The sequence below is a fragment of the Bifidobacterium sp. LH_743 genome (genome assembly GCF_056355775.1).
On the sequence record NZ_JBKESZ010000001.1, the window covers coordinates 577255 to 594459 of the forward strand.

Genomic DNA, 17205 nt, shown 5'->3' on the forward strand with positions numbered 1-17205 from the left:
ACCACGCATGGCCGGTCTCCCCGACGGAACCGGCACGTCCGACATACGCAACACACGGAGGAAGGAAGAGACGGATGAGCGTCAATGATGTGATCAAGAAATCGGTGGTGAATTCGTTCGCCCAATACAATGTGCCGAAAATGGCGGTGGCGCTGCTTGCCGCGCTGCTGCTGGGCGTGGTGATCTACGCCGTGTACCGGCGGTTCTACACGGGTGTGGTCTATTCGCGCAGCTTCGCGGTGACCTTGGTGGGCATGTCGGTGCTCACCTGCATGGTGACGCTCGCCATCAGCACCAACATCGTGATCTCCCTGGGTATGGTCGGCGCGTTGTCCATCGTCCGATACCGTACCGCCGTCAAGGATCCGATGGATCTGCTGTATCTGTTCTGGGCCATCACCACCGGCATCACCACCGGAGCCGGCATGTATCTGCTTGCCATCGTGGCGGGCGTGGTGATGATCGCCATGCTGGCCGTGTTCTATTCCCACCAGGCCAAGGGACGCGTCTATATCGCGGTCATCCACTATCTGGGCGACAACGTCGGCGACGAGATCGTCCGCGCGTTCGGACGCACCCGCTTCTTCGTCAAATCCAAGACCATGCGCGGCGAAAAGGTGGAAATGGCAGTGGAGGTGTTCTGCGACGACAAGGACATGACTTTCGCCGAGCGCATCCGCGCGATCCAGGGCGTCGACGATGTCACGCTGATTCAGTACAACGGTGAATACCATGGATAGGCATTCCGACGAAGAGACACCGACGTTCACCCTCGACGACATCAACCACGCGTTCGATGACGGCGAGTTCTGTTTTTACCTGCAGCCGAAATGCAATGCGGTGACGGGTGCGATCGTCGGTATGGAGGCGTTGATCCGTTGGAACCATCCGGAATACGGGGTGATCACTCCGGACAGATTCATTCCGCTGCTCGAACAGGCGAAGATGGTCACCCGGTTCGACTTCTATATCTGGCGATCGGTGTGCGAGATGCTGGCACGCTGGCAGCGTGAGGGACGCAATACGGTACCGGTCTCCGTCAACGTGTCGATGACGGACATCGACGCGGTCGACGTGGCAAGAACGCTGGGCGACATGCTCGACCGTTACGGCGTCGATCCGGGGCTGCTGCAGGTGGAGATCACGGAAAGCGTCATAGCGCAGAACTTCGAAGTCGTGGCATCGACCATACATGACCTGCACGAATGCGGGATAGCGGTGCTGATGGACGATTTCGGCTCGGCGTATTCATCGTTGAATATGCTCAAGGACATCAACGTCGAGGCAATCAAGCTGGACATGAAGTTCCTCGATCTCAATTCCGACAACGAGGCCAAGGGATTGAAGATCGTCGAGGCCGTCATCGATATGGCCTACCAGCTGAGGATCGGGGTCATCGCCGAAGGGGCCCAGACCGCCCAGCAGGTCAATCAGCTGCGTGAATTGGGCTGCATTTACATCCAGGGATATTTCTTCTTCAAGCCGCTCACCGTGGAACAGGCCGAGGGTCTGCTCGAAAAGCGTTCCGACTGCCACCAGTTCTGGAACATCAGCCGGGACCTCCGCCAGAAGGACTATCGCAAATCGCACAGCGGACGCGCGCTGCTCGAATCGTCGTCGGTGGCCGCGCATGCGTTCGAATTGCTCGAGAAAGGCGTGTCCGAAATCTCGAGGCTGAACCTCATGACGGGCGAATACCGTGTGATCAGGCGCGATTCCGTGCTTCCCGAAGTGCCGTCCGACGATTTCTCGGACTATTGCGAGACTCTGGTCGACGAGCGCATCATCCATCCGAGGGACGCCATGAAATTCCTGACGTTCATGAACCTGCCGGATCTGCGCCACAGGCTGTTCAACGATCGGCGTTCGGTCTTCACATACTTCGCCAGCGAGATCGAAGCCGAATCGGGCATCGTCGCATTCAACATCCTGGTATCCGACGAGGTCGGCGCGGATGATCCATGGGCCGTGGTGCTCGTCGAAACCAATCTTCCATTCGATCTGCTCGCCAGGGACCTGCAGATCGGATACCGGCAAGATTCGCTGACCGGGCTGCTCAACCGTAACGCCTATGACGCCGATGTGCGGCGGAAGGACATATTCGCCGGAAAATCCGTGGTATGCATGTACATCGACCTCATCGGGCTGCACGAGGTGAACAACCATCTCGGCCATGCCAAGGGAGACAAGACGCTGTGCGACGTCGCCGATGCCGCACGCGCGTTCTTCGGCGACGACCGGATCTACAGGATCGGCGGCGACGAGTTCGTGGTGCTCAGTTCCAGCCATACTTTGGAACAGACGCGCAAGCAGGCTTCCTACATGGCCACGCAGCTGAGGGACCGGGGGTGTGAGATATCCGTCGGCATGGCGGCCGCGCATGGCGGGGATGATCTGCCGAAGGCGATAGAGCAGGCCGAGACCGAGATGCGCGCCGCGAAGAAGGCATATTACGCGCAGAACGGCAACAGGCGTCAGGCCCGCATGCTCAACGAGAAGCTGGAGGGCATCCTGGTGCACAGCCAGGATATGGAGCAGCTGCTGTGGTATCTGCATGTGCGCTATACGGTCGCCTATGTGGTCGATCTGCGTACCGACGCGCATCGTCCGATCGTGTCGGGCCAGCTGTTCCTCCGCATGCTTCGTGAGCATGGCGGCTCGTTCAAGGAGGCCATGCAGGCGTATTGCGATGAGATGGTCACCCCCCAATGCCGTAGCAGCTTCCAGCTCCTGTTCGACTACGAGTTCGTCCAGGCGAGGGTCGGGGCCACGGGGGCTCTGCAATACGGATACACCAAAACCAATGGCGAACGGATACTCATCACCATCTTTCCGAGCCGGAATTCCGCGCATGAGACGATTTGGGTGTTCTCCAAGGCGGATCTGCCGCAGGTCGAAGAGGAGTTGTTCGACGACTAACGTCCGATGACGGGACGGCGCAGGTCGGGGATCATGTATATCCACCCTTTTTTCGAGAACGTTCACAATCAGCGTGTCGTGGTCGGGAAAGCCGGTGGCGGCGGGGTTATCATGAAACCGTTGGCCTCGACGATGGGCGTCGTGGCAGGGAACCGTTGCTTAAAGGAGAGCATTATGGTCTATCGCATGATTTTCAACCAGACGGCGTATTTCGGTCGCGGAGCGATCAAGGAGATTCCGAATGTCGCCAAGTCGCACGGATTCACCAAGGCGTTCATCGTCACCGATCCGGTGCTGCTGAAGACCGGCACCGTCAAGAAGGTCACCGATGTGCTGGACGAAGCGGGCATGCCGTATGAGGTGTTCGACAACGTCAAGCCGAACCCGCCCGTCGAATGCATCCAGGATGGCGTCGCCAAGTTCGCCGCTTCCGGCGCGGATTTCCTGATCGGTCTGGGCGGCGGCTCGCCGCAGGACACCTGCAAGGGCATCGGCATCGTCACCGCCAACCCCGAGTTCGCCGACGTGCTGAGCCTTGAGGGCGTGGCGGACACCAAGAACCCGTCCGTGCCGATCTTCGGCGTGCCGACCACCGCCGGCACCGCATCCGAGACCACCATCAACTACGTGATCACCGATACCGCCAACAAGCGCAAGTTCGTGGCCGTCGATCCGCACGACATTCCGATCGTCGCCTTCGTGGACCCGGATCTGACCGATTCCATGCCGCGTGGCCTCAAGGTCGCCACCGGCCTCGACGCGCTGACCCACGCCATCGAGGGCTATATCACCCCGGGCGCATGGAGCCTGTCCGACTGCCTGTCCATGCAGACCATCCGCATGATCGCCAAGAACCTGGCCAAGAGCGCGGACGGCGATGTGGCCGCCGGCGAGCAGATGGCCTACGCCTCCTACATCACCGGCATGGCCTATTCCAACGTCGGCCTTGGTCTGGTGCACGGCATGGCCCACCCGCTGGGCGGTCGTCTGGGTGTGGCCCACGGCGTGGCCAACGGCATTCTGCTGGCGCCGGTCATGGAATACAACAAGGACTACACCGGCGAGAAGTACCGTGACATCGCCGACGCCTTCGGTGTGGAGGACGCGTACACCGGAGACATCGAGAAGGTGCGCGAGGAGGCCGTGCAGGCCGTGCACAAGCTCACCGTCGATCTGAAGAACCCGACCAAGATCTCCGAGGTCGGCGCCACCGAGGCCGATCTCGAGCCGCTGGCGCACGATGCCTTCCACGACGTGTGCACGCCGGGCAACCCGCGCCAGGCCACGCAGGAGGACATCCTCAAGATCTACACCAGCCTGATGTAGGCTCCTCCGCGGTAGGGAAATCGCGGAAAGGACAAGAAAAACGGACGGTGCCGAAGATTTCCGGCACCGTCCGTTTTTGTCATCGGCAGTGGACGCATGGCTGGCGGAACGCGCTATTCCTCGTGCTTCTCGCTCCACTCCTCATCAGTGGGGGTGTCGTCGTACAATTCGCGGCCTTCCTGCTCCGCCAGCTCCATCTGCTCGTTGATCCAAGCGGCTTCGGCCGGATTGATGTCCGCGGTGTCCAGCACCTTCTGCCACACCGGATACAGCAGATGCATCACCGGATACAGCGCGGTGAGGAGGATTTCCGGACGATGTTTGCGGTAATGCTGCGGATGCGCGTTGAAGGTGTTCTTGAACCGGCGCATGTAGTTGAGGAACGATGACGGCGACGTGTCCATGCGCCGCGCGCTGATGCCCGCGACCATGCGCGGACTGTACACGGTTTTCAGATCCTTGCCCAGCAGATGCAGGGAGATGTCGATGTCCTCATGCATCACATCGGCCTTGTCGCGGCAGACCTCGTCGGCGATCTGCCGCCAAGCGGTGGCGCGCAACGCCATGTTGGAACCGAACAGCAGCGGTCTGCCGCCATCGGCCTTGTAGATCCTCTTGCGTGTGGAATTGTCCCCACGAAGCCCGAAATGGCGGCTGGGCATATCGTAGTACATCACCGGACCGGTGGCGCCCATCGCTTCCGGATCCTCGGTGAAAATGCCGGAAACGACCTCCACCCAATCCGGACGGATCATGCAATCCGCGTCGAACCGGCCGAGAATATCGCCTGTAGCGTGATTCAGCCCGTAGTCGCGCGTGGGGATCAGGCCCTGTTCCTCATCCTGGTGCAGCAGCTTTACCGGAGCCTCCGGATGATCCTTCATGAACTGCTCGACCACTTCGACGGTCGAATCGGTGGAACGGTTATCGACGACAATCACCTCATGGGGCATCACGGTCTGCCGGGTGGCGTTGAGCAGACAATCGTTGATACGCTCCTGTTCATTCCAAGCGGGGATGACAATTGAAACGTTCAGCATGATTTCAAGGATAGGTTCCAGCCCGTACACGGCGTCTGCCTACAATAAGGAGCCATGAGCGACAGCGAACGGCATATGAAGACAGGCACGGATGAATCGTCCGGGCAACACGACGGCACCGACGGGATGCGTTGGGACCTGGGCACCCTGTTCCCCGCGAAGGGTGATCCCCGACGCCCCCCGGAATGGCTGGGACGGGCGCTGCTGTACATCGCCATCGCCATCGTGCTGTTCTCCTTCTGCTGGCGTAGCTGGGGGAAAATCGAATATCTTGTCATCGACATCATCGTCTCCCTGTTCCTGGCGCTTGCCGTGGAACCCGTGGTGGTGCCGCTGGTCAAGCATGGCTGGAAGCGTGCGTTCGCGTCGATCTTCGCGCTGCTCATGCTGGCCATCATCCTGTGCGCCATGTTCGCCCTGTTCGGCAACCTGTTCGTGCAGCAGGTCATCGCATTGTGCAACGGCCTGCCCGGCCTGTACAGGCAGATCGTCGAATTCGTGGAGCAATACACGGATTTCAAGCTTCCCGAAATCAACAGCCTCGGCAGTGAGATCCTGAAGAACATCCAGACCTCCTGGGTCACGGACTTCGCGGGCACCGCCGTCAGCACGGTATCCGGATTGTTCTCCTTCCTGCTGAACCTCATGACGGTGATCATGACCACGTTCTACATCTCGGCGGCCGGTCCGAAACTGCGCCGTTCGGCCTGCCAGTGGATGGCGCCGGCCGCGCAGCGCCGTTTCCTGTTCGTCTGGACCGTCAGCCAGACCCAGATTTCCTCGTTCCTGTTCTCCCGTGCCATTCTCGCCGTGCTGAACGCGTTCTTCACCTCGATCTGCCTGATGGCGCTGCATGTGCCGTATTGGATGCCGTTGGCGTTGTTCTGCGGCATCGTCTCGCAGTTCATCCCCATGCTCGGCACGTATATCGGCGGCGCGTTGCCGGTGCTGTTCGCCTGGGGTAGCTGCGGCCTGTGGCAGGCGATCGCCGTGGTGGTGTTCATCTGCATCTACCAGCAGATCGAGAACCTGATCTTCGCGCCGAAGATCTCCCAGCGCACCATGGACGTCAACGACGCGGTGGCGTTCCTCGCCGTGCTGGCGTTCAGCTCGCTGTTCGGCGCGATCGGCGCGTTCCTGGCCCTGCCGATCGTCGCTTCGATCCAGACGATTCTGCGCACCTACACCAAGAGGTACGATCTGGTGGATTCCCCGTTGATGGACGATCCGGTCCCGGAGAAGAAGTCGAAGCTGGTGGAGGGCGCCGAAGCCATCAGCGAGCATCTGCACACCATACCGCGCGCCGTGCAGGGATCGAGCGCGCATGTGCCGATTCCCGACGACGTGCGAATCCTGCAGGAGCAGGCGTACAATATCAACCTGTCCGACGGAGACGGCAACGCGGAGGAATCGCAGACCGTCGCCATTCCGAAGCATCTGCTGGACGGAAACGGACGCAAACCGTTGCAGGGGACCGAGGATGCGGACGAGTCGCGATCCGAGGATGAGGACGGGGCTCAATCGCGGAAGCCGGATGACAATCCGGATGACAATCCGAGAAGTAGGTGGCGTTAATGGTATTGCTGAGCGTGCTTGATGTCGTGCTGGTCGTTCTGGGTGGCGCCGGCATGCTGTACCAGGCGGTCTGCATCGTCATCTCGCTGTTCGCCAAGCCGATCAAGTTTCCCGACGCGCCGATGGACAAACGCTACGCGGTGCTGATCTCCGCCCGAAACGAGGCCAACGTCATCGGCAACCTCATCAATTGCCTGCACGAGCAGACCTATCCGAGCGAACTCGTCGACATCTGGCTGGTGGCGGACAACTGCACCGACAACACGGCCGAAGTGGCGCGGAATCTGGGATGCCACGTCATCGAACGCTTCAACAAGGAACAGGTCGGCAAAGGCTACGCGCTGACCTACCTGCTCGACCGGATGAACGAATCCGGCGCGTCCGACCCATACGACGCCTTCTTCGTCTTCGACGCGGACAACAAACTCGACAAGCATTACCTCGAGGAGATGAACAAGGGCTTCCAGGCCGGGTTCAAGATCCTCACCAGCTACCGCAATTCCGTGAACCTGTCCGACAACTGGGTGTCGTCCGGCTCCGCGCTGTGGTTCATCCGCGAGTCGCGCTTCGTGTCGGCTTCGCGCATGTGGCTCGGCAACAGCTGCCATGTGGGCGGCACCGGCTTCATGTTCTCGCAGGAGATCATGCGCCGCAACAACGGCTGGAAGTTCCATCTGCTCACCGAAGACCTGGAATTCACCATGGACAGCGTGCTGCACGGCGACCGCATCGGCTATTGCGGCACCGCCATCCTGTACGACGAGCAGCCCGTCACCTTCGCGCAGAGCTGGCGGCAGCGTCTGCGCTGGAGCAAGGGCTTCCTGCAGGTGTTCCGCTATTACGGCCCGGCGCTGATCAAACGCGCGGTCAGGGAACGTGATTTCTCCGCCGTCGACTTCACATTGCTGCTGTGTCCGTTCACCGTGCTCGGCATCGCGCGCATATTGCTGGGCATGCTGTTCGCGGCCTGCGGATTCGTGACGTGGCAGAGCCAGCTGGATTCGCTGACCGGCTGGACCTCTGGCATCGTGGCATCGGTGGTCGGCATGATGGGCCTTGCCGCGTTGACCATCGTGGCGGAACGCGACCACGTGGGCGCCACCAACAAGGAGCTGTTCGCCTACGTGCTGGCCTTCCCCATCTACATGCTGAGCTACGTGCCGATTTCGTTCCAGGCGATTTTCGCCAAATCCGAATGGAAGCCCATCGCCCATAAAGGCTGACGTGCCGGTCCGTCATGCCATGCGATGGTTTGGCATGACGTGGGCGCAGCCGCGGAAAAGGGGATTACGACAGGAAGGTGTGTTCTGGCTATGGACGATATTGACGGTTATCGTGCCGTCCGGCGCCGCAGGACGGTGACCGTGGCGGTTTCCGTCGCGGTCACCGCCGCGTTGTGTATCGGCTATGTCGTGGCCGACATCTGCGATGTGGTTCCGGGCGTCCTCACGATGCGTCAGGTCGATCGTCCGACGGTCGCGGCCGCGAAGCAATCGATCGAAGCGGCGGATGTGGTTCCGGATCTTGGCTCCTCCAATGCCGACGCGTCCGCGGCGGACGCGCTGGTCGACACATTCTCGTCCGCGGCGGAAAGCTTCGGCGGCGATTATTCGATCGCCATCGCGGACGCTTCCGGCAAGGTGGTCGCCGAACGGAACATCGACACGCCACGCACGCCCGCGTCCACCATGAAGACGCTGACCGCGTACGCTGCCGCCAGCGAGCTTGACATGGGATCCACCTTGGATACGCAGACCTATCTGGAACAGGTGCAGGACGGTACCGCGCGTCTGGTGCTCAAAGGCAACGGCGACATGCTGCTCGGCGCGGGCCTGTCCGATTCGAACCATGTCAACGGGCGCGCCGGACTTGGCACACTCGCCGCGGATACCGCCCAGGCGTTGAGGCAGCGCGGCATCACTGCCGTGACTTTGATGTATGACGATTCCCTGTTCGGGGAGAACCGCTGGCCACAGGGTATCGCGGAACTCGATACCGATCACGTGTACTATGCGCCGTCCTCTTCCATGGCGGTGGACGGCGGCAGGAACTGGAACGGCGCGAAGCCTTCCGATCCGGATCAGTTCACTTCGTATCCGGCGTTGAGCATGAGTCCGTCGTCCGATGCCGCCGCGGTGTTCGCGCAGAGGCTCGCCGAACAGGGCATCACGGTGCAGGGCTCCGTGGAGCAGGGAAGTGCGCCGCAGTCCACCAGTCCGCTCGCCAGTGTGCGTTCCGCTTCGCTGAGCGAGGTCATGGCGTTCACCCTACGGCATTCCGATAATTCGCTCGCCGAGGAGTTCGGCAGATTGCTGGCCTTGAAGACCGGCGCCGACAATTCTCCGGAGGGCGCGGTGCGGGCCGTCAAGTCGGTACTTGAACGCGAGGGAATCTCCACGCAGGGGCTTGATATGCGCAATTGCTCCGGCCTTACCGAGGATTCCAAACTCACGGCCCGCACGCTGCTCGAGGTACAGCGGCGCAATCTGACCGCCGGTTCGGGTGCTGCGGCCGCGGAAGGCCTGTCCATCGCCGGATTCGTCGGCACTGCGGCGAACCGTCTGCTTGACGCCAGCGAGGCCGGCCTGATCCGCGCGAAGACCGGCAGCCTGGGCGATGTGACCTCCATGACGGGCAATGTGTCGCGGATCAACGGCGGAGCATTGTCCTTCGCGGTGATCGTCAACAATCCCACCGATCTTTCCGCGGCGAAATCGGCCATCGACAAGTTTGTGGCCGGCCTGCCGCGGTTATGACGCGACGTGTGTGAATCTTCTCAGCGGATATTCAGCATATAGCCAGAAACACGTCATTCGCATGTGTCAAGATGGTGGGCATGCGAATCGCTGACGTACAAGAAGACATTGATCACGAGCTGATCAGCAAAGAAGAGATTGCCGACATCATCAACCGCGCCGCGGCCCAGGCCAGTGAAGACTACCGTGGCAAGGACCCGTTGTTGGTCTGCGTGCTTAAGGGGGCTGTGAACACGCTCGCGGCGTTCTCCCAGGCCATGAGCATTCCCGCTGAGATGGATTTCATGAGCCTGTCCAGCTACGGCTCCGGCACCGAGTCGAGCGGAAAGATCACCGTCCGGCAGGACCTGTCCACCGACGTGCGTGGCCGCCATGTGCTGATTGTCGAGGACATTATCGATTCCGGCTTCACACTGGCTTGGCTGGTCGACGAGCTCAAGCGTCGTGGTGCGGCTTCCGTGGAGGTTTTTGCGCTTCTGGAGAAGCCGGCACGTCGTACGGTCGACGTGGATGTGAAATACAAGGGACGTGAGATTCCCGATGAATTCGTGGTCGGTTTCGGCTTGGATTACGACGAGCGTTACCGCAACCTCGATTCGATTGCGGTGCTGAAGCCGTCAGTCTATGAAGGAGGTCAGGATTGAGTTTCCCTGGTCCGAATCAGCCGCCAAGCAGTGGCGGAGGCAATAACCCCAATGGTGGCAACAACCCGTTCACCAATCCGTTCAACCGCAACAACGGCGGCAACGGTGGCAGGAACGGCAAGAACGGAGCGGATGGCAACAAGTCCAATGGCCCCCGTCCGTTCTGGCAGTCGCCATGGTTGTGGGTGGTGGTCGTGGCCCTGCTCGCCGTGACCATGTTCCAGATTTTCGCGGGCTCCGGATCGCAGACCATCGACACCAAGGATGGCATGCAGATCCTCAACGGCAACACCGTCGAGTACGCGACGATCGTGGACAACACCCAGCAGGTCAAGCTCAAGCTTTCGAGCGATTACTCCGCAACCGACCCGGATACCGGCCGTACGAAGAACTATGGCAAGAACGTGCAGTTCTACTACACGTACGCGCAGTCGGCGGCGGTGGTCAAGGCCGTGCAGAAGGCCGATCCGGCCAAGGGCTGGACTGCCAGCATGCAGCAGACCAGCATCTGGACGTATCTGCTGACCTCGCTGCTGCCGTTCCTCATCATCTTCGGCCTGTTCTGGTTCCTGATGAGCCGCATGGGCGGCGCTGGCGGCATGCTCGGTATGGGAGGCAAGAAGAACAGCGGCAAGCTGCTTGACGGCCAGACCCCGACCACTAAGTTCTCCGACGTGGCCGGCGAGGACGCGGCCGTGCAGGAGGTCGAGGAGATCAAGGACTTCCTCAAAGATCCGTCCCGCTACAAGGCATTGGGAGCCCGCATTCCGCGAGGTGTGCTGCTGTACGGCCCTCCTGGAACCGGTAAGACGTTGCTGGCACGAGCCATCGCAGGTGAGGCCGGCGTGCCGTTCTATTCCATGGCCGGCTCCGACTTCGTGGAGATGTTCGTGGGCCTTGGCGCGTCCCGAGTGCGTGACCTGTTCGACGAGGCCAAGAAGAACGCTCCGGCCATCATCTTCATTGATGAGATCGATGCCGTCGGCCGCAAGCGCGGCGGTTCCGGTATGAGCGGCGGCCATGACGAGCGTGAGCAGACGCTGAACCAGCTGCTGGTCGAAATGGACGGCTTCGACAACGACACGAACCTCATCATCATCGCGGCCACCAATCGTCCGGACGTGCTTGATCCGGCATTGCTGCGCCCCGGCCGTTTCGATCGCCAGGTGGCCGTCGAAGCGCCTGATCTTGAAGGCCGTGAGGCGATTTTGAAGGTGCATGCCAAAGGCAAGCCGTTCGTGCCGGACGTCGATCTGCACATGATCGCCGTACGTACGCCTGGTTTCACCGGCGCCGACCTTGCCAACGTGCTCAACGAGGCCGCGCTGCTGTGCGCCCGTGCCGGCGCCCAGCTCATCGACAACCGTGCCATCGACGAGGCCATCGACCGCGTCCAGGCCGGCCCGAAGCGTCGCTCCAAGGGCATGGCGCTCGACGAGTTGCGCAACACCGCGTACCACGAGGGTGGTCATGCGCTGGTGGCCGCCGCCATGAACGACACCGATCCGGTGACCAAGGTGACGATTCTGCCGCGTGGCCGCGCGCTCGGCTACACCGCCGTGATGCCGACCGAGGACCGCTATTCCATGTCCCGCAACCAGCTGCTCGACCAGATGGCCTACGCCATGGGCGGACGTACCGCCGAAGAGGTCGTGTTCCACGATCCGACCACCGGCGCGTCCAACGACATCGAAAAGGCCACGAAGATCGCCCGCCAGATGGTGCTCGATTATGGCTTCTCCGAGAAGCTCGGCGCCATCAAGTGGTCCGACGACGAGCAGAGCGATCTTGGCGCCCTGACCCACAAGTATTCCGCGCGCACCGCCGAAATCATCGACGAGGAAGTGCTCAAGCTTGTGGAGACGGCGCATACCGAGGCTTGGAACGTCATCAACGAGAACCGTGACATCCTTGACGAGCTGGTACGTCAGTTGCTCGTCAAGGAGACGCTCAACGAGAAGGAGCTCGCAGCGATCTTCGCCAACATCAAGAAGGCGCCGAAGCGCGAGGTCTGGCTGAGCGACGACAAGCGTCCGGACTCCGACATTCCACCGGTCCCGATTCCCGAGAACCTGAAGAAAAGCGCAGGATTGACCAACTGATGAGCGATACCGATTTCGATACCCTCCTCGACGACAAGGCCCGTGCCGCCCATGCGGCCGGGCCTGTCGGCTATGACGAGGAAGGCGTGCGCCAGGCCGTGCGCCTGTTCTTGAAGTCCATCGGCGAGGACCCCGATCGTGAGGGACTGCTGGAAACTCCCGACCGCATCGGACGGGCATGCAAGGAACTGTTCGCCGGCCTTGGACACGGGCCGGAGGAAGTGCTCAAAACACGTTTCAAGGTGGATACCGACGAAATGGTGCTGGTGCGTGACATCGAACTGTTCTCCGTATGTGAGCACCATTTGCTGCCGTTCCATGGCGTGGCCCACGTCGGGTACATCCCATCCAATGGCCAGGTGGCTGGTCTGAGCAAACTGGCCCGACTCGTGGAACTGTACGCCCGTCGGCCCCAGGTGCAGGAACGCCTCACCCAGCAGGTGGCCGACGCGTTGATGGAAGGCATCGATGCACGTGGCGTGATCGTGGTCACCGAATGCGACCACATGTGCATGGCCATGCGCGGCGTGAAGAAGGCACAATCCCGCACCGTCACCTCGGCGGTCCGCGGATGCATGCGCGACGCCACTACGCGGGCCGAGGCGATGAGCCTGATTCTGTCGAACCATTCGTGAATTCAACCCGCTCGTCTTGCCGGATGAATCAGGTTGATTGAGCGGGCCGGGCAAATCGGGCAAGCCGGGCAAATCGGATATGCCGTACAAGGGAGGAAACCGATGTCGATCGATATGAAAGCGATTCACGACAGCCGCCGCACATTGGTGATGGGCGTGCTGAACATCACGGAGGACTCCTTCTCCGACGGAGGATTGTGGCTTGATCCGGCGGCGGCCAAAGCCCACGGCGAGGCGATGATGAAGGATGGTGCTGACATCATCGACATCGGCGCGGAATCCACCCGTCCCGGTGCCAAGCGCGTCGGCGAGACCGATGAGAAGGCCCGCGTGTTGGGCGCGGTGGACTCGTTGATTCCCGAAGGTGCGGTGCTGTCCATAGACACCACGCGTGCCTCGGTGGCGTCTGCCGCGCTCGAGCATGGCGCGCAGATCATCAACGATGTGTCCGGAGGCCAATTGGACCGCGAGCTGCCGCATGTGGTGGCCGACCACTCCGAAAGCCTGTACATCGTGCAGCATTGGCGCGGCTGGCTCGCCGGAGCCGCAGGCAATGTGCCCGACGCCGACACCTCCGTCTACAACCATGGCGTGGTGCAGGATGTCTACGACGAGCTCATGCGTCAGGTGGATGCGGTGCTGACGGCCGGGATACGTGCCGAACAGATCATCATCGACCCGGGCTTGGGCTTCTCCAAGCCGGGAGTCGAGCATAATCTGCCGATTCTGAAGGCTTTGGACCGATTCAACGCGACCGGATATCCGGTGCTGGTCGGCGCGTCCCGCAAGCGCTTTATCGGGGCGTTGCTGGCGGACGCCGGCGTGGACGAGCCGGACATGGCGTCCAAGGACAACGCCACCGCGGCCATCAGCGCTTTGTGCGCCGAGCATGGCGCGTGGGCCGTGCGCGTGCATGACGTGGCGAAAAGCCGTGACGCGGTCGCCGTCGGCAATGCATGGCGTGGCTGCGCGGACGCGTGAGCGTGACGCGAAATTCATTCGTAAAAACATAGGAACAGCATGGAAAGGCTGGCATGGATCAGATTCGATTGACGGGAATCCGCGCTACGGGCAAACACGGCGTGCTTGATTTCGAGCATGAGCGGGCCCAGACCTTCGTGGTGGACGCCACGCTGTTCCTCGACCTTGCTGCGGCCGGATGTTCCGACGATCTGAACGACACCGTCGACTATGGCGCGGTCGCCAAAGGCATCGTCGCCATCATTGAAGGCGAACACGTCGACCTGATCGAAAAACTCGCCGACCGCATCGCACGTATGATCCTCGATTTTCCGGCCGTACGCCGTACGCAAGTGACCGTGCACAAGCCGAACGCGCCGATCACCGTACCATTCGACGACGTCAGCGTGACCGTGGAACGTGCGCGTGAAACAAACGATGGACGGTCATCGGATGATGCGAGGGAAAGCGGCCGGACGCATCATGTCATCATCGCCATGGGAGGCAACCAAGGTGATGTGACGGCGACATTGCGCGACGCGGTGCGCTGTGTGGACGGACTGTCGTCCACACAGGTGACAGGGGTATCTCCGCTGTATCGCACCGATGCGTGGGGCATGCCGGAAGGCACGTCGGAATTCCGCAATGCGGTCATATCCGTGGACACCAGACTTTCTGCGGCCGAACTGCTGAAAGGATTGCAGCGCATCGAAGCCTCGCATGGACGGGAGCGCACTGATCACTGGACTTCCCGTACGCTCGATCTGGACATCATCGACTTCGACGGTCAGGAAAGCAACGATCCCGACCTGACGTTGCCGCATCCGCGAGCATGGCAGCGGGCTTTCGTGCTGGGGCCGTGGCTCGCGCTCGAACCGGACGCCGAACTTGGCGGAGCGCACGCTGGTTCCGTGGCGCAGCTGTTGCATGAAGCGTCCGACCGTGATCATATCGACGAGATCGCGGACGATTGGATGGTCGCCGGTGCGGCGGGCGCAGCTGATATGCGGACCGAACACGATTCCGAAGAGTCGCACGGTATCGACGATGCTCCCGAAATCATCGATACCGCCGAAACCGCCGACCCTGCCGACCTTCCGGAAGGCACCGCAGCCTCCAAAGCGGCCGCCGCTGCCGCGGTGAGACCCGGACCGACATCCCGTCGCGCGGTGATTTCCTTGGATAGCCCATCGTCCGACGCGGAAAACCAGTTCCGACGGGCCATCGTGGCTGTCGATGGGCTCCCGGGCAACCAGGTGGAGGGCATCTCGCCCCTTTACCATGTCAGCCAAGTCGACGATCTTCCGGACAAGATGGCCGCTGTCATGCAGATCTCCACGCGTATGGATGCGCGTGAATTGATCGGAGCGTTGAAATCGGTGGAATCCTCCATCTCACCGGAACTCGACCTCGACCTTGTGGACATGGAAGGCGTGGTTTCGGACGAACCCGATTGCAAGGTGCCATGGCCGTCCGCGCGTGAACACGCGTCCGTGCTGGCTCCTTGGTTCGACATGGATCCGGACGCGAGACTCGGCAGGGATCCGGTCGCGTTCCTGCTGGCCGTGGCACCGGATGCCGCGCAGGTGGGAATGCTGACCGACAACTGGATCATTGGAGACACGCTATGAGAGCACGCAGAACCCCTTGGTGGTCTTTCGTCCTCGCGGCCGTGCTTGGCGTGCTCGCAGGCATGGGTTTGGCGAAATACGGCGAAATCTCGGGATTGCCCTTGGTGGGCGCTCCATGGATCGTGCCGGTGGTGTTGGCCGCACTGGGCATCACCGTGCTGTACATGGCCCTGCAAATCCACAAATACACGACCAAAGACCCCGTCAAACGCGCGCAGCTCAAGCCATTGGACCCGCAGAAGGCCTTCGGCACGCTGGTGGCATGCAAGGCGCTCGGCCTTGCAGGAGCGGCCTTGGCAGGCTGGTACGGCGGGCAGATCATCATGAGTCTGCCGCACGGCGAGGCGGAATTCTACAATCAGGCCATCATCGAATGCGCGGTGGCGTGCGTGGTGTGCATCGCCGACATGATCGTCGGCATCGTGGGGGAGTGGCTGTGCCGGATTCCACCCATTGACGGCCCGGAAAGCCCGGCAATGAAAAAGGCCGCACAGCGCAATCGCTATGCGGCCGCCGCGACCAAATCCAAGATCTGAGGATCAGGCCTTTTCCGTCGTGCCTGGCACGTTTGGTACGCGGAACATCGCTTCCTGCGCCATGCAGGCTACCAGACTGCCGTCCTGCGTGTAGACCTTCGCCGAGCCAAGGCCGCGTCCATGGGCCGCGGTCGGGGTGTCCTGCACGTAGAGATGCCATTGGTTGATGTCGATGTCGCGGTACCACCACATCGAGTGATCGATGGACGCGTACGAGATGCCAGGGGTGGCGATGCTCAAGCCTGCCCTGCGCAGAATCGGCTCCAGCATGATCTGGTCGCAGCCCATTGCCAGCATCGCGCGGTGCATGGCCTGCGGTGCGTCCACCTTGCCGTCGGCCTTCATCCACACCATCTGCTTGCCGGAATCGTTGCTGGCGCTCTTCTTGTCGGCGCCGAGCATGATGGTGCGTGTCGCATGGCGGATATCGAACGGCGATTTCTTCGCATAATACTTGGCGAACGACGACTTCTCCGCGAACGGTTCCATCAGCTGCTTCGCGCTGGTCAGGCTGTCCGGATCCGGAACGTCCTCCGGCATGGGATCCGCGAATTCGATGCCTTCCTGGTCGTGCTCCTGGAAGCTGGCGATCGCCGTCAGAATCGAGCCCTGCGCCTGCGTGACGTTCACGCGGCGGGCGGAGAAGGAACGGCCGTCGCGCAGATTCTCCACATCGAACAGCAGATCCTGGTGAATGTCTCCGGCCGAAATGAAATAGCCGTGGATCGAATTCGGCAGTCTTGACGGCGGAACGGTTTTCGCCGCGGCCACCAGCGACTGCGCGATGACCTGCCCGCCGTAGACGCGGCCGGTGGGGAAGTACAGGCTCTCGCCATTGATATAGGTGTGATTGCGGTAATTTGAGGGCGTGCCCAGCTGAAGCACCTTCGTCAGCCGCTGCAACGGCGTCATGTCTGTCTGCGTCATGATGGTCCTGATTCCTCCTGCACTGGAAAGCTTTGCACTGACACTGAGTCTATCGACGTGCGGTTAATTTCGCCGGATGGTTTTGTAACGAGTACGTGAGAAGAGTGAACGGCCGGTTAGCTGCGGGGGATGGCTGCATATGATGAGGCGCCAC

14 protein-coding genes are annotated in these 17205 nt (G+C 61.3%); 12 read left to right on the plus strand and 2 right to left on the minus strand.

Annotation, left to right across the window (positions count from 1 at the left end):
* Positions 1-74 precede the first annotated feature (74 nt).
* The 3 genes from AC1ATL_RS02455 to fucO all read left to right on the plus strand — a co-directional run bounded on the left by AC1ATL_RS02455 (position 75) and on the right by fucO (position 4245).
* Positions 75-740, plus strand: coding sequence for a DUF4956 domain-containing protein (locus AC1ATL_RS02455; RefSeq protein ID WP_432622789.1), 666 nt, complete (start codon positions 75-77; stop codon positions 738-740).
* Positions 733-2919: a GGDEF domain-containing protein gene (locus tag AC1ATL_RS02460; RefSeq protein ID WP_476568160.1), complete on the plus strand. Its 2187-nt coding sequence runs from the start codon at positions 733-735 to the stop codon at positions 2917-2919. Before AC1ATL_RS02455 ends, AC1ATL_RS02460 begins: the two co-directional genes overlap by 8 nt.
* Positions 2920-3093: 174 nt before the next feature.
* On the plus strand, positions 3094-4245 hold the full coding sequence (gene fucO / locus AC1ATL_RS02465; RefSeq protein WP_476568162.1) for a lactaldehyde reductase: 1152 nt from the start codon (positions 3094-3096) through the stop codon (positions 4243-4245).
* A 113-nt stretch (positions 4246-4358) separates the two neighbouring features.
* Here fucO and AC1ATL_RS02470 read toward each other — a convergent pair whose 3' ends face one another.
* A complete protein-coding gene (locus AC1ATL_RS02470) occupies positions 4359-5285 on the minus strand; it encodes a glycosyltransferase family 2 protein (protein WP_476568164.1) in 927 nt (308 codons plus the stop codon).
* Positions 5286-5339: 54 nt separating this feature from the next.
* Here AC1ATL_RS02470 and AC1ATL_RS02475 point away from each other — a divergent pair, with 54 nt between their 5' ends.
* The 9 genes from AC1ATL_RS02475 to AC1ATL_RS02515 all read left to right on the plus strand — a co-directional run bounded on the left by AC1ATL_RS02475 (position 5340) and on the right by AC1ATL_RS02515 (position 16124).
* Positions 5340-6860, plus strand: a complete 1521-nt coding sequence (locus tag AC1ATL_RS02475; protein WP_476568166.1) for an AI-2E family transporter — start codon at positions 5340-5342, stop codon at positions 6858-6860.
* Entirely contained in the window at positions 6860-8083 is a 1224-nt protein-coding gene (locus AC1ATL_RS02480; protein ID WP_432622779.1) for a glycosyltransferase family 2 protein, read from the plus strand. The genes AC1ATL_RS02475 and AC1ATL_RS02480 overlap by 1 nt, the downstream gene beginning before the upstream one ends.
* A 90-nt stretch (positions 8084-8173) precedes the next feature.
* Complete coding sequence (dacB, locus tag AC1ATL_RS02485; RefSeq protein WP_476568169.1) at positions 8174-9616, plus strand: D-alanyl-D-alanine carboxypeptidase/D-alanyl-D-alanine endopeptidase; 1443 nt, start codon at positions 8174-8176, stop codon at positions 9614-9616.
* Between the two features lie 80 nt (positions 9617-9696).
* A complete protein-coding gene (hpt, locus tag AC1ATL_RS02490; protein WP_432622775.1) occupies positions 9697-10260 on the plus strand; it encodes a hypoxanthine phosphoribosyltransferase in 564 nt (187 codons plus the stop codon).
* Positions 10257-12362 carry an ATP-dependent zinc metalloprotease FtsH gene (ftsH, locus tag AC1ATL_RS02495; RefSeq protein WP_432622773.1) on the plus strand — a complete coding sequence of 702 codons (2106 nt, stop codon included), beginning with the start codon at positions 10257-10259 and terminating at the stop codon, positions 12360-12362. Before hpt ends, ftsH begins: the two co-directional genes overlap by 4 nt.
* The gene (gene folE, locus AC1ATL_RS02500; protein ID WP_432622771.1) at positions 12362-12997 is read left to right on the plus strand and encodes a GTP cyclohydrolase I FolE; all 636 of its coding nucleotides are present in this window, start codon (positions 12362-12364) and stop codon (positions 12995-12997) included. The genes ftsH and folE overlap by 1 nt, the downstream gene beginning before the upstream one ends.
* A 102-nt stretch (positions 12998-13099) precedes the next feature.
* Positions 13100-13978, plus strand: coding sequence for a dihydropteroate synthase (gene folP / locus AC1ATL_RS02505; RefSeq protein WP_476568172.1), 879 nt, complete (start codon positions 13100-13102; stop codon positions 13976-13978).
* Positions 13979-14031: 53 nt separating this feature from the next.
* Complete coding sequence (gene folK, locus AC1ATL_RS02510) at positions 14032-15588, plus strand: 2-amino-4-hydroxy-6-hydroxymethyldihydropteridine diphosphokinase (protein ID WP_476568174.1); 1557 nt, start codon at positions 14032-14034, stop codon at positions 15586-15588.
* Positions 15585-16124, plus strand: coding sequence for a DUF3180 domain-containing protein (locus AC1ATL_RS02515; RefSeq protein ID WP_432624396.1), 540 nt, complete (start codon positions 15585-15587; stop codon positions 16122-16124). The genes folK and AC1ATL_RS02515 overlap by 4 nt, the downstream gene beginning before the upstream one ends.
* A 3-nt stretch (positions 16125-16127) precedes the next feature.
* Here the strand turns inward: AC1ATL_RS02515 and AC1ATL_RS02520 are convergent, their stop codons facing one another.
* Positions 16128-17051 (minus strand): acyl-CoA thioesterase, encoded by a 924-nt coding sequence (locus AC1ATL_RS02520; RefSeq protein WP_432624864.1) that lies wholly within the window; start codon positions 17049-17051, stop codon positions 16128-16130.
* Positions 17052-17205 lie beyond the last annotated feature (154 nt).

Excerpts from the sequence above, each read along its gene's own strand:
- folK (WP_476568174.1), top strand. The coding sequence starts at position 14,032 with ATGGATCAGATTCGATTGACGGGAATCCGCGCTACGGGCAAACACGGC.
- hpt (WP_432622775.1), top strand. The coding sequence starts at position 9,697 with ATGCGAATCGCTGACGTACAAGAAGACATTGATCACGAGCTGATCAGC.
- AC1ATL_RS02480 (WP_432622779.1), top strand. The coding sequence starts at position 6,860 with ATGGTATTGCTGAGCGTGCTTGATGTCGTGCTGGTCGTTCTGGGTGGC.
- AC1ATL_RS02460 (WP_476568160.1), top strand. The coding sequence starts at position 733 with ATGGATAGGCATTCCGACGAAGAGACACCGACGTTCACCCTCGACGAC.
- AC1ATL_RS02520 (WP_432624864.1), bottom strand. The coding sequence starts at position 17,051 with ATGACGCAGACAGACATGACGCCGTTGCAGCGGCTGACGAAGGTGCTT.
- AC1ATL_RS02470 (WP_476568164.1), bottom strand. The coding sequence starts at position 5,285 with ATGCTGAACGTTTCAATTGTCATCCCCGCTTGGAATGAACAGGAGCGT.
- fucO (WP_476568162.1), top strand. The coding sequence starts at position 3,094 with ATGGTCTATCGCATGATTTTCAACCAGACGGCGTATTTCGGTCGCGGA.
- AC1ATL_RS02455 (WP_432622789.1), top strand. The coding sequence starts at position 75 with ATGAGCGTCAATGATGTGATCAAGAAATCGGTGGTGAATTCGTTCGCC.
- dacB (WP_476568169.1), top strand. The coding sequence starts at position 8,174 with ATGGACGATATTGACGGTTATCGTGCCGTCCGGCGCCGCAGGACGGTG.
- folP (WP_476568172.1), top strand. The coding sequence starts at position 13,100 with ATGTCGATCGATATGAAAGCGATTCACGACAGCCGCCGCACATTGGTG.
- AC1ATL_RS02515 (WP_432624396.1), top strand. The coding sequence starts at position 15,585 with ATGAGAGCACGCAGAACCCCTTGGTGGTCTTTCGTCCTCGCGGCCGTG.
- folE (WP_432622771.1), top strand. The coding sequence starts at position 12,362 with ATGAGCGATACCGATTTCGATACCCTCCTCGACGACAAGGCCCGTGCC.
- AC1ATL_RS02475 (WP_476568166.1), top strand. The coding sequence starts at position 5,340 with ATGAGCGACAGCGAACGGCATATGAAGACAGGCACGGATGAATCGTCC.